Here is a 13,692-nt window from a genome sequence, read left to right as displayed (position 1 = left end):
CACCGCATCCACCCCCGACGACACCAACTCCCACAACCCCTCCGGCGAACCCACCCCACCCGGGAAACGGCACGCCATCCCCACGATCGCGATGGGTTCGCTGCCGCGCTCCTCGACCGCGCGCAGCTTCTCTCGGGTCTCGTGCAGTTCGGTCATGGCACGGCGCAGGTAGTCGCGGAGCCTGCCCTCGCTGCCGGTGGCGTCGTTGTGGGTGTCGTTAGCAGACACAGCTCTCCCCTGGAGGTGTCGGTGCCGGGCTTCAGGCAGTGCGGAAGTCATTGTCGAGCAGCTGGAACAGCTCGTCGTCGGAGGCGGAATGGAGTAGTTCGGTGACGTCGCCGGTGTCCGGGGCGTCCGGATCCGGGGTGTGCCCGGCCGGGTCCGCGGCGACGGTGCCGAGGTCGGCGAGCAGTGCCGCGAGGCGGTCGGCCATGGTCTGTCGGGCCTCTTCTCCGAGGTCCGGCAGACTGCCGGCCCGGCTCGCGGCCTCGGTGAGCTGGTCGAGCAGGACGAGTACGGAGGCCTCGGCGCCCGGCAGTTCCCCGTCGAGGTGTTCGGCGAGGGCCAGGGGCGTCGGATGGTCGAAGACCAGGGTCGCGGTCAGCCGCAGTCCGGTGGCCTCCGTGAGCCGGTTGCGCAGTTCCACGGCGGTGAGTGAGTCGAAGCCGGCTTCGTTGAAGCTGCGGTTCGGGGCGATTCCGGCCGGGCCGGCGTGACCGAGCACGGCTGCCACCTCGGTGCGTACGAGATCGAGGAGGAACGCGGCGCGTTCGGCACGGGGCAGTGCCGCGACCCGGTCGGCGAATCCGGCGGGCCGCTCCGCGTCGGTGGTCCCGGCGGTCGGCCGTGCGGTGTGCGCGGCCGGGCGGCGGCGAGGGGCGGGTCCGGTGAGGACGTGCAGGACCTCGGGCAGTGCGCTGCCGGCGTCGCCGGCTGCGGCGGGGTCGATGCGCAGAGGTAGCAGAACAGGTTCCTCGCGGGTGCAGGCCGCGTCGAAGAGGGCGAGGGCCTCGGGGTGCGAGAGGGGGACGAGCCCGCTGCGGCGGAGCCGGGCGGCGTCGGCCCCGGAGAGTTCGCCGGCCATGCCCTCGCCGGCCCAGGGGCCCCAGGCGAGGGAGAGGGCGGGCAGGCCCTGGGCGCGCCGCCAGGAGGCGAAGGCGTCGAGGTAGGCGTTGGCGGCGGCGTAGGTGGCCTGTCCGGCGCTGCCGAGGAACCCGGCTGCGGAGGAGAAGAGCACGAAAGCGTCGAGGTCGTGGTCGCGGGTGAGTTCGTGCAGGACCCGGACGGCGTCGGCCTTGGGCCGTAGTACGGCGGCGAGGCGGTCGGCGCTCTGGGCGGTGACCAGGCCGTCGTCGAGTACGCCCGCGGTGTGGACCACGCCGGTCAGGGGGTGGGCGGCGGGCAGTTCGGCGAGGAGTGCGCCGAGGGCCTCACGGTCGGCGGCGTCGCAGGCGGCGACGCGGACCGAGGCGCCGACCCCGGTGAGTTCTGCGGTGAGCCGGGCCGCCTCGGGGGCGTCCGGGCCGCGCCTGCTGGTCAGCAGCAGCCGGCGTACGCCGTGCCGGTGGACCAGGTGGCGGGCGACGACGGAGCCGAGCCCGCCGGTGCCGCCGGTGACCAGGACGGTGCCCTCGGGGTTCCAGACGGTGCCGGTGCCGGGTGCGGTGCCGGGTGCGGCACGGACAGCGGCCGGGGCGTGCGGGGTGCCGTCGCGCAGTGCGAGCTGTCCGGGCGCGTCGCCCCGGGTGAGGGCGGCGGGCAGGGCGGCGTACGAGGCCGGGGCGGTGTCGAGGTCGACGAGGGCGAAGCGGCCGGGGTGCTCGGTCCGCGCGGAGCGCAGCAGGCCCCAGGCCGCGGCGGCTGCGGGGTCGGTAACGGGACCGGCGCAGTCGACGGCGCCGTGGGTGAGCAGGGTCAGGCGGGCTCCGGCGAGGTGTGGGGCCAGGAGCCAGGACCGGGCGAGTGCGAGGGCGTGGGTCCCTGCCTCGTGCGGGTCCCGCGGTCCGCGCAGGTCGGCGAGCACCTGGACGGGTGTGCCGTCGCCGGTGCGTACGCCGTCCAGGTCCTGCAGGCCGGCGCAGTGCCGTGGGCGTGCGCCGGCGGCGGTCAGGGCCTCGGCCACGGCCGGGTCGTGGTCGCCCACGAGGTACCAGTCGGTGTCCTGGACGGTGGCCGCCCCGGCGGCGGGCGCGGTCCGCAGGGGGTTCCATGCGGGGCGCAGCAGCAGGTCGGCGGCGACGCGGTCGGCGGAGATCCGGCGCATGGCGAGGGAGCGGGCGGCGAAGACGGCCCGGCCCTCGGGGTCGGCGGCGGTGACCGCGACGGAGTCGGGGCCGGCCGGGGAGAGCCGGATCCGCAGGGCGTCGGCGCCCGCTGCGTAGAGCGTGGCGCCGGTCCAGGCGAAGGGGACGAGCCCGTGGGCGTCCTCGCGGGTGGCGGTCACGGCGTGCAGGGCGGCGTCGAGGAGGGCGGGGTGGATCCCGTATCCGGGTGCCTCGGCCGCCTCCGGCTCGGGCAGGGCGGCGTACGCGTAGACGTCCTGGCCGAGCCGCCAGGCGGCGCGCAGGCCCTGGAAGGCGGGGCCGTAGCCGATGCCGGCCTCGGCGAACCGCTCGTGCTCCCCGTCGAGCGCGACGGGTTCGGCGCCCTCGGGCGGCCAGGTGCCGGTCAGGCCCGTGAGGTCAGGGCCGTCGGCGGACGGGCCGGCGGGCTCGGTGCGGCCGGTGGCGTGCAGGGTCCAGCCGTCGTCGTCGGGGTCGTCGGCCCGCGCACCGGCCGGAGCGGAGTGGACGGCGACCGGCCGGGTGCCGTCGGCGGCGGCCGGGCCGTGCCACAGGCGCAGCCGTACGGGCGTGTCCTCGGGCAGTACGAGTGGGTGCTCGAAGGCGAGTTCCGCGACGCCGTCCTCGGCGGCGGCGGTCAGGGCGAGTTCGAGGAGGGCGGTGCCGGGGAGGACCGGCCGGCCCGCGAGGGTGTGCTCGGCGGTCCACGGGTGGGTGCGGGTGGACAGGGTGGCCGTCCACACGGTGCCCCGGGCGTCGGGGAGCGCGACGACGGCGGCCAGCAGGGGGTGGCCGGCCGGGGAGAGGCCGGCGGCGGCCAGCGGGGCCTGTGGGGCGGGGGCGTCGAGCCAGTAGCGGCTGCGCTGGAAGGCGTACGTGGGCAGTTGGGCGGCCAGGGCGGTACCGGCCTCGGGGTTCGGCGCGGGGGCGGTGGCCACGGGCAGACCGTGCACGTGGGCGGTGGCCATGGCCTGCTCGAATGCGGTGCCCTCGGGGCGGCCCCGGCGCAGTACGGAGAAGGTGAGGGTGGCCGGGCCCGTCTTCTGGGGGGCCGGCTCGTCGGTATCGAGGGCGGCCCGGCTCATCGCGGTGAGCACGGCTTCGGGACCGAGTTCGACGAAGGTGTCGATGCCTTCGGCGCGCAGGGCGCGCAGACCGTCGAGGAACCGCACCGGGCGGCGTGCGTGGCGGACCCAGTGGTCTGCGCCGAGCACGTCGCCTTCCGCGATCTCTCCGGTCAGGTTCGACATGACAGAAATCTTGGGCAGTCCGTATTGGAGACCGCGAGCGATCGTTTCGAACTGTGTCAACATGCCGTCCATGTGCGGCGAGTGGAAGGCGTGACTGACCTTCAGGAGCTTGGCGGCGCGACCGAGGCTCTTCCAGTGCTCGACCAGTTCGCCTACGGCGTCCCCGTCCCCGGCGACGACGACGGCGTTGGGTCCGTTGACGGCGGCGAGGCCGAGTTCGGCCTCGCGGCCCGCGAGGTGGGGCTCGATCTCCCGCGCGCTCGCGGCGATGGCGCCCATGGCGCCGCCCCCGGGCAGCTCGCCCATGAGGCGGCCGCGGGCGGCGACCAGGCGGGCCGCGTCGGCGAGGGTGAGCACGCCGGCGACGTGGGCGGCGGTGATCTCGCCGACGGAGTGCCCGGCCACGGCCTCCGGGTGCAGGCCCCGGGAGGTGACGAGGGCGTAGAGGGCGGCCTCAAGGGCGAACAGCGCGGGCTGGGTGTACTCGGTGCGGTCGAGCAGCGCGGCGTCGGCGGAGCCGGGCCGGGCGAACATCACCTCGCGCAGCGGGCGCGGCAGGTGCGGGTCGAACGCGGCACAGATCTCGTCGAGGCTGCGCGCGAACACCGGCTGGGACTCGTACAGTTCGCGGCCCATGCCGGGGCGCTGGCTGCCCTGGCCGGTGAAGAGGAAGGCGGTGCGGCGGCCGTCCGCCGCGCGGCCGGTGACCACGCGGGCCGGGTCGGTGCCCTCGCCGGCGGCCAGGGCCTCGACCTCGCGCAGCAGTTCGCCGGCGTCCGCCCCGAGCACCACGGCGCGCTGGGGGAACGCGGTGCGGGAATGGGCGAGTACGGAGGCCACGGCGGCCGGGTCGGCCGGGTTCCCGGCGCGGTCGGCGGCGGCGAGGTGGCCGGCGAGCCGCCGGGCCTGGGCGCGCAGGGCGATCCCGTCGCGGGCGGAAAGGGCCCAGGCGAGGCTGCCGGAGGCCGGGGAGGCCGCCGGGTCCTCGGGGGCGGGTGCGGGGACGCCCGGGGTCCCGGCCGGTGCGGGCTCGGTCGGTGTCCGGTCCTCCTCCAGGATGATGTGGGCGTTGGTGCCGCTGGCGCCGAACGCGGAGACGCCGGCCCGGCGGGGCTCGCCGGGCCGCTCGGGCCATGGGGTGTGTTCGGTGAGGAGTGAGACCGCGCCGGCCGACCAGTCGATCCGGGTGGACGGCGTGTCGGCGTGGAGGGTCCTGGGCAGGGCGCTGTGCCGCAGTGCCAGGACGGTCTTGATGACGCCCGCGACGCCTGCGGCGGCCTGCGTGTGCCCGATGTTGGACTTGAGGGAGCCGAGCAGCAGCGGCGAGGAGGCCGGCCGGCCCTGGCCGTACGTGGCGAGCAGGGCCTGTGCCTCGATGGGGTCGCCGAGCCTGGTGCCGGTGCCGTGCGCCTCGACGGCGTCGACCTGGTCGGCGGTGAGCCGGCCACTGGCGAGGGCGGCGCGGATGACCCGCTGCTGGGCGGGGCCGTTGGGGGCGGTGAGGCCGGCTCCGGTGCCGTCCTGGTTGACGGCGGAACCCCGGATGACGGCCAGGACGGTACGGCCTTCGCGCCGGGCGTCGGAGAGCCGCTGGAGCAGCAGCATGCCGGCGCCCTCGCCGAAGCCGGTGCCGTCGGCGCCGTCGGCGAACGCCTTGCAGCGGCCGTCCTCGGCGAGCCCGCGCTGCCGGGAGAAGTCGATGAACATCGTCGGTGTGGACAGGACGGTCGCACCGCCCGCGAGTGCGAGGTCGCACTCCCCGGCGCGCAGGGCCTGCGCGGCCAGGTGGACGGCGACGAGCGAGGAGGAGCAGGCGGTGTCGACGGTGACGGCGGGGCCGCGCAGGCCGAAGGTGTAGGAGATCCGGCCGGAGGCGACGCTGCCGGCGCTGCCGTTGACGAGGTAGCCCTCGAGCCCCTCGGGTATGCGGCCGCCGGGGACGTGCGGGACGCGGGCGCCGTAGTCGTCGTACATCACGCCCGCGTACACGCCCGTACGGCTGTCGCACACGGCGTCGCGATCGAGCCCTGCCCGCTCCAGCGCCTCCCAGGAGGTTTCGAGCAGGAGCCGCTGCTGCGGGTCCATGGCGAGGGCCTCGCGCGGGGAGATCCCGAAGAACTCCGGGTCGAAGTCCGCGCAGTCGTAGAGGAATCCGCCTTCGCGGGCGTAGCTGGTGCCGTGCGTGTCCGGGTCCGGGTCGTAGAGCGCCTCCAGGTCCCAGCCCCGGTCCTCGGGCAGCGCGGAGACGACGTCGGTGCCGGACTCCAGGAGCTTCCAGAGCGCCTCGGGGGTGTCGGCCCCGCCGGGGAGGCGGCAGCTCATCGAGACGATGGCGATCGGCTCCCGGGCGGCCTCGGCGGCCTCTTCGGCGGCGCGCAGCCGGGTGCGGGTGGTGACGAGCTCCGCGGTCACGCGCTTGAGGTAGTCGCGGATCTTGTCGGTGCTGCCGGCGTCGTCGGTGCCGGTACCGGTGCTGGTGCCGTTGGCGGCGCTTCCCGTCACAGCTGCTCCTCGATGAAGGCGAAAAGTTCGTCGTCGGCGAGTTCGAGCGCCGGCTCGGGGGTGGCGGCCGCGCCGGCCGGGGGCCCGCCCAGGACGGTGACCAGGGCGGCCAGCCGACGGTGGACGACCTCGCGACGGATGTCGTCATCGGCGAGCTTGGTCACGGCGGCCTCCAGTGCCTCCAGTCCGGCGAAGGCGGCCTCGCCGGCCTCCCGGCCGCCGCCCGCGGCGGTGTCCAGCTCCTCGCCGAGGTGCGTGGCGACGGCCTGGGCGGTGGGGTGGTCGAAGACCAGGGAGGCGGCCAGGCGCAGTCCGGTCACGGCGTTGATCCGGTTGCGGAGTTCGACCGCGGTCAGGGAGTCGAAGCCGATCTCGCGGAAGGCGCGGGCCGGTTCGACCGCCTCGGGCCCGGCGAAGCCGAGCACGACGGCCACCTCGGTCCGGACCAGTGCCAGCAGTTCCCGGCCCCGGGCGGCGGCGCCGAGCGGCGCCAGCCGCCGGGTCAATGCCTGGGCGGCGCTCTCACCGGAGCCGGTGGCGGCTGTGCCGGCCGAAGCGGCTGCCGGTGTGACGGCCGCGCCCCTCGGGGCGGTGGGAGCCGGGACCAGGCCACGCAGCAGGGCGGGGACGGCCTCGGGTCCGTGCGCGGCCCGCTCACGGCGCAGGGCCTGAGCGTCCAGGCGCAGCGGTACGAGGAGTGCCTCGCCGCCCGGTTCCCCCTGGCCCGCGAGGGCCAGATCGAAGAGGGCGAGGCCCTGGTCGTTGGTCATGGGCGCGATGCCGGAGCGCCGCATACGGCGCAGGTCGGCCTCGGAGAGGTGCCCGGTCATTCCGCTGGCCTCGCCCCACAGGCCCCAGGCCAGGGAGACGGCGGGCAGCCCGGCCGCGCGGCGGTGCTGCGCCAGGGCGTCCAGGAAGGTGTTGGCTGCGGCGTAGTTGGCCTGGCCGGGGCGGCCGAGGAGGCCGGCGGCGCCGGAGAACATCACGAAGGCGGACAACGGCAGGCCCCGGGTCAGCTCGTGAAGGTGCAGGGCGGCGTCGGCCTTGGGCCTCAGTACGGTGTTCAGCCGCTCGGCGTCGAGGGCGGCGAGCGCCCCGTCGTCGAGCACACCGGCCGCGTGGATCACTGCGGTCAGCGGGTGCGCCGGGTCGATGCAGTCGAGCAGGGCCGCGACCGCGGAGCGGTCGGCCATGTCACAGGAGGCGATCTCGACGCGGGCGCCGAGCGTGGTCAGTTCCCCTTCCAGTTCGGCGGCCCCGGCCGCGTGCCGGCCGCTGCGGCTGACGAGCAGCAGTCGGCGGGCGCCGTGGGCGCTGACGAGGTGGCGGACGAGCAGGCGGCCGAGGGTGCCGGTCGCCCCGGTGACCAGCACGGTCCCCTCGGGGTCGAACGCGGTGGCGGTGTTGTCGGTGCCGGCCCCGGTGTTGTCGGTGACGGTGGTGTCGGCCCCGGTCCCGGCGGTCGCCGCGCGGGTGAGAGCCGGAACGAGTACCTCGCCGGCCCGCAGGGCGAACTGGGGCTCGCCCATGGCGAGCACTGCGGCGAGCGCGTCCGCCGAGGCGGGCGTGCCGTCGGTGTCGACGAGCACGAACCGGCCCGGGTGTTCGGTCTGGGCGGACCGTACGAGCCCCCAGAGGCCGGCCGCCGCGAGTCCGTCCGCGGTGTCGTCGGCGGTGGCCGCGAGGGCCTGCCCGGTCAGCACGGTCAGGGGGACCTCCGCGAGGGGCCCGTCCTGCTCGAGCCAGTCCTGCACCAGGGCCAGGCCCCGGGCGGTGAGGGCGCGCACGTTCTCCGGGGTCTGCGGACCGGCGGGGAACTGCGCGACCACGGCGTCCGGCAGTGCGGCGCCCGCGTCGACGGCGGCGCGCAGTGCCGCCGCGTCCGCGTGAGCCCCGGCCTCGGCGAGGCCTGCGGCGGCGAGACCGAAGCCGTCGGTGCCGAGTACCGCCAGGCGGGCCGGCGGCTCGGCCGCAGGCCGGCCTGCGGGCCGCTGCCAGGCCACGCGGTAGAGGGGGAGACCGCTGTCGCCGGTGGCGCCGAGCAACGCGTCCAGGCGGTCCTGCGCCAGGGGCCGCATCACGAGGGCGTCCAGGGTGAGGACGGGGGCCGCGGTGAGGTCCGCGGTGTCGAGGCGCACCGCGCCGTCCCCGGCAGGGGTGATGCGCACGCGCAGCGAGTCCGCGCCCGTCGCGTGCAGGGTGATGCCCTTCCAGGCGAACGGCAGCAGCACGGAGCCGTCCGGCACGTCGAGCAGTCCGCCGGCCAGCCAGGGCTGCAGGGCCGTGTCGAGCAGCGCGGGGTGTACGCCGTAGCCGGCCGCGTCGGCCCGGACCCGAGCGGGCAGCCTGACCTCGGCGAACACCTCGCCGTCGCCGCGCCACAGGGCCTCGATGCCGGTGAAGACCTCGCCGTACTCGTAGCCGAGGTCAGAGAACTGCCCGTAGATGTCGGCGGGTTCGACTTTCTCGGTGCCGGCGGGCGGCCAGGCCGTGGCCCAGTCCGCGACGGCCGGGGGTGCGGAGGGGGTGGCGGGGGCGACGAGGCTCTCGCCGTGCCGGGTCCACGTGGCTTCTTGGGCGCCGGCGGTGTCCTCGGGGCGGGAGTGGATGGTCAGCCGTCGGCGGCCCTGCTCGTCTGCGGTCTCCACGCGCACCTGGATCTGCGCGGCGCGGTGGCCGTCGAGGACGAGCGGGGCCTCCAGGGAAAGCTCCTCCACGGTGGCGCAGCCGGTCGCAGCCGAAGCGTGCAGGGCGAGCTCGACGAAGGCCGTGCCGGGCAACAGGGTCCGGCCTCGGACGGCGTGGTCGGCGATCCACGGGTGCTCGGTGAGGGAGATCCGGCCGGCGAACACCGTCTCGCCGGTCGAGGCGACCGGCAGCGCGCCGCCGAGCAGCGGGTGGGTCTCCCACACCATGCCGAAGCGGGCGGCCGCGGCGTCGCCGACGCCTGCGGGCGAGGTCGGCGCCCAGTGGCGGGTGCGCTGGAAGGGGTACGTGGGCAGGTCGACGGTCCTGGCCCCGGTGCCGTCGAAGAGGGCGGCCCAGTCGATGTCGACGCCACGGACGAAGAGTTCGGCGGCCGAGGTCAGGAAACGCTCCCAGCCACCCTCATCACGCCGCAACGAACCACTGACGACGACGTCGAGCCCGGCCGCATCAGCACACTCCTGAATACCGATACCCAGCACCGGATGCGCACTGGACTCGATGAACGTCCCGAAGCCCCGATCCAGGAGCAGCCGGACCGTCTCCTCGAAACGAACCGTCTGCCGAAGATTGCGGTACCAGTACGCGGCGTCCAGAGCTGTCGTATCAACCAGCTCACCGGTCACCGTCGAATAGAACGGGATCTGAGAACGGCGCGGCGTGATCGGGGCGAGGACGTCGAGGAGTTCGGTCTCGATCCGCTCCACATGCGCGGAGTGCGAGGCGTAGTCGACCGGAACCTGCCGAGCCCGGACCTCCTCACCCTTATACGCGGCCACGATCTCCGTGATCGCGTCCGCGTCACCGGACACCACCGTGCTCGAAGGGCCGTTGACGGCGGCCACACTCAGCCGACCCGCCCACCCGGCACCGGTAAGACGTTCCTCGACCTCCGCCAACGGCAACGGAATCGACGCCATACCGCCGAGGCCGGCCAGCTCACGGCCGATCACACCCGCCCGCAACGCCACCACACGAGCCGCATCCTCAAGAGACAACGCCCCCGCCACCACAGCCGCAGCGATCTCCCCCTGCGAATGCCCCACCACCGCATCCGGCACAACACCAAAGGAACGCCACAACTCGGCCAACGACACCATCACAGCCCACGTCACCGGCTGCACCACACCCACACCGTCCAGCGAACCCCCCGCACGCACCACCTCAACCACATCAAAATCAACAAACGGCGCCAGCGCATCCGCACACTCACGCAACCGAGCGGCGAACACAGGCGAGGACTCCAACAGCCCCGCACCCATCCCCACCCACTGCGTCCCCTGACCCGGAAACACCAACACCCGACGACCCACCGGACCCACAACGTCCTCGACAACCCTGGCGCCGACAGTGACCTGACGGTGTTCGAACACCGACCGCGACGTCACCAGCGAATAGCCGACATCCAGCAGACGCGGCGCACCCTCCGCCCCCAGACGGGCCCGCAACCGCTCGCCCTGGACCCCGAGCGCCGGCCCCGACTTCGCCGACACCACCAACGGAACCACCGGCAACTCACGAACCACAGACTCCCCCGCCACATCCGGCACCGGGGCCTGCTCCAGAATCACGTGCGCGTTGGTCCCGCTCACACCGAACGCGGACACGCCCGCACGACGCGAACGCCCGGTCTCCGGCCACGGACGCGACTCCGTCAACAACTCGACCGCACCCGCATCCCAGTCCACCTGCGAGGACGGCGCATCCACATGCAACGTCCTCGGCAGCACACCCTCCCGCAACGCCATCACCATCTTGATGACCCCAGCCACACCTGCGGCGGCTTGCGGGTGGCCGATGTTCGACTTCAGGGAGCCGAGCCACAGCGGCTGCTCCGCCGGGCGCTGCCCGTAGGTGGCCAGCAGTGCCTGCGCCTCGATCGGGTCACCGAGCCTGGTGCCCGTCCCGTGCGCCTCGACCACGTCCACATCCGCAGTCCCCAGACCGGCGTTGGCCAGTGCCTGCAGGATGACCCGTTCCTGGGAGGGGCCGTTGGGGGCGGTGAGGCCGTTGCTGGCGCCGTCCTGGTTGACGGCGTCGCCGCGGATGACGGCGAGCACCGGGTGGCCCTTGCGGACGGCTTCCGACAGCCGCTCGACGGCGACCATGCCGGCGCCCTCGGCCCAGCTGGTGCCGTCGGCGGCGTCGGCGAAGGCCTTGCTGCGGCCGTCGACGGCCAGCCCCCGCTGCCGGGAGAACTCAACGAACAGGCCGGGGGCGGCCATGACCGTCACGCCGCCGGCGAGGGCGAGATCGCACTCACCCGCGCGAACGGCCTGCGCGGCCATGTGCAGGGTGACGAGGGAGGAGGAGCAGGCGGTGTCCACGGAGACGGACGGGCCTTCGAGGCCGAGCACGTACGAGATACGCCCGGACACCACGCTCGCGGACTTGCCGGTGAGCAGGTAGCCCTCGTGCTCCTCGGACGCCTCGTGCAGCCGGGAGGCGTACTCCTGGTGGGTGAGGCCCACGTACACGCCGGTGCGGGTGCCGCGCAGGGACAGCGGGTCGATGCCGGCCCGTTCCAGGGCCTCCCAGGAGGTTTCGAGCAGGAGCCGCTGCTGCGGGTCCATCACCAGGGCCTCGCGGGGCGAGATCCCGAAGAACTCGGCGTCGAACTCGGCTGCCTCGTGCAGGAACCCGCCCTCGCGGACGTACGTGGTGCCTCGGCGGCCCGACTCCGGGTCGGGCTCGTAGACCTCGTCGAGGTTCCAGCCGCGGTCGGTGGGCGCGGCGCCGATGACGTCACGTTCGGCCATGACCAGGTCCCACAGGGCCTCGGGGCTGTCGGCCTCGCCGGGGAAGCGGCAGGCCATGCTCACGATCACGATCGGGTCCTCCGCGTCCCCGGCCGCTCGGGCTGCGGGAACGGGGGCGGGCGTCGCCTCGGGGGTGTCTCCGAGGAGCTTGCCGAGCAGGTACGTGGCGAGCGCGGCCGGGTTGGGGCGGTCGAACACGACGGTGGCGGGCAGCCGTAGACCGGTGGCACCGGCGATGCGGTTGCGCAGCTCCAGCGCGGTGAGGGAGTCGAAGCCGGTGTCCTTGAACGCCCGGTCGGCGCGGACGGCGTCGGTGCTCGGGTGCCGCAGCACCGCCGCGGCCTCGCCGCGCACGAGCTCGACCAGCGTGCGGGTCCGTTCGGCCTCGGGGAGTGCGGCGAGCCGCTGGGCCAGTCCGTCGGCGGGGCCCATGGAAGCTCCGGCGGGGTCCTGCTGCCGCGCCTCCTCCAGCGCGTGCCGGGCTTCCGGCACGGTGTCGAAGACGGGCCCGGGGCGCAGCGCTGCGGTGCGCGGGGCGAAGTCGGCCCAGTCGACGTCCAGGACGGTGACGCAGGTGTCGCCCAGGTCGAGCGCGCGGTGGAGGGCCTTGATGCCTTCGTCGGGGTCCATGGCCCTGATGCCGCGGCGGCTCAGGCTCTCCTCGCCGGCGCCCTCGGCCATGCCGCCGCCGCCCCACAGGCCCCAGGCGATGGAGGTGGCGGGCAAGCCCTCGGCGCGGCGCTGTTCGGCGAGTACGTCGAGGGAGGCGTTGGCTGCGGCGTAGGCGGCCTGGCCGCCGTTGCCCCAGGTGCCGGTGACGGAGGAGAAGAGGACGAAGGCGTCCAGTTCCAGGCCTCGGTCGCGGGTCAGTTCGTGCAGGTGGTGCGCCGCGTCGGCCTTCGGGGCGCGGACCCTGCGGAAGGCCTCGGCGGTGACGGAACCGATCACCCCGTCGTCGAGCACGCCGGCGGTGTGGAAGACGGCGGTGGGCGGGTGGGCGTCGAGGAGGACGGCCAACGCCTCACGGTCGGAGACGTCACAGGCCGCGAGGGTGACTTCGACACCCAGGGCGCGCAGTTCCTCGGCCAGCCCGGCAGCCCCGGGAGCATCCGGACCACGGCGCCCGGTGAGCACCAGATGCCCGGCCCCGGCCCCCGCGAGCCAACGCGCCACATGAGCACCGAGCGCACCGGTACCACCCGTCACCAGGACAGTGCCCCGGGCCGTCCAGCGGGAGTCCTCGGCCGTCCCGGCGGTGGTCTGGCCCGCACGGGTCACCCGGCGGCCGTAGGAGCCGGAGGCGCGGACGGCGATCTGGTCCTCGGCACCGGGTCGGCCGCCCTGGGCCAGGGCGGCGGCCATCCGGTCGAAGGCGCGGTCGTCGGGCTGCGCGGGCAGGTCGACGACGCCTCCCCAGAGGGCGGGCAGTTCGAGCGCGGCGACCCGGGCGAAGGCCCACACCTGCGCCCCGGAGTCCTCGGGCAGCTCGCCGGGGGTGACGGCCACGGCCTGTCGGGTCAGGGCCCACACCCCGGCCGGGGCGAGGTCGGTGTCGGCAGCGGCCTGCAGGAGCGCGAGGGAGGCGAGAACCGCTTCCGTGCCCTCTGCCAGGGCGAGGAGGGACAGCACTCCGTCGAAGGTCTCGCCCGAGGTCCGGTACGAGTCCAGCCGGCCGGCCAGGGTCTCGCGGGTGGCGGTGTGCGCGTCGAGCGTCAGGCGTTCGGTACGGGCACCGTGCCGGACGAGGGCGGCCTCGGCCGCGTCGGCGAGGGCAGCGGTGCCTTCGGGGAGGACGAGGAGCCAGCGCCCGGAGAGGCGGGCGTCAGGATCCTTGGCGCTCAGACCCTTCCAGGTGGTGCGGTAGCGCCAGGAGTCCGTACCGGTCGGGTCGGCGGCGGGCGCGGACGGAGCGGAAGGCTCCAGCCAGTAGTGCTCGTGCTGGAAGGCGTAGGTGGGCAGGTCGACGATCCTGGCCCCCGTGCCATCGTAGAGGGCGGTCCAGTCGACATCGACGCCACGGACGAAGAGCTCCGCGCCCGAGGTCAGGAAACGCTCCCAACCGCCCTCATCACGCCGCAACGAACCACTGACGACGACGTCCAGCCCGGCCGCATCAGCACACTCCTGAATACCGATACCCAGCACCGGATGCGCACTGGACTCGACAAAGGTGCCGAAGCCCCGATCCAGGAG

General features: G+C 74.7%; 2 protein-coding genes and 1 pseudogene. All 3 read right to left on the bottom strand.

Annotation, left to right across the window (positions count from 1 at the left end):
- Positions 1-228 (bottom strand): polyketide synthase docking domain-containing protein (locus tag ACGFU6_RS38940; RefSeq protein WP_393617321.1); only part of this gene is annotated, 228 nt, incomplete at its 3' end.
- Between the two features lie 31 nt (positions 229-259).
- Complete coding sequence (locus ACGFU6_RS38935) at positions 260-6,034, bottom strand: SDR family NAD(P)-dependent oxidoreductase (protein ID WP_393617320.1); 5,775 nt, start codon at positions 6,032-6,034, stop codon at positions 260-262.
- Positions 6,031-13,644, bottom strand: a pseudogene (locus ACGFU6_RS38930) (type I polyketide synthase); the annotation flags it as partial. The pseudogene ACGFU6_RS38930 and the gene ACGFU6_RS38935, both read right to left, overlap by 4 nt.
- Positions 13,645-13,692: the final 48 nt, after the last annotated feature.

The sequence above is a fragment of the Streptomyces sp. NPDC048462 genome, assembly GCF_043200175.1.
Lineage (GTDB): Bacteria > Actinomycetota > Actinomycetes > Streptomycetales > Streptomycetaceae > Streptomyces.
The sequence above is the reverse complement of the archived record's forward strand: the minus strand, read 5'-3'. Positions and strand labels throughout refer to the sequence as shown.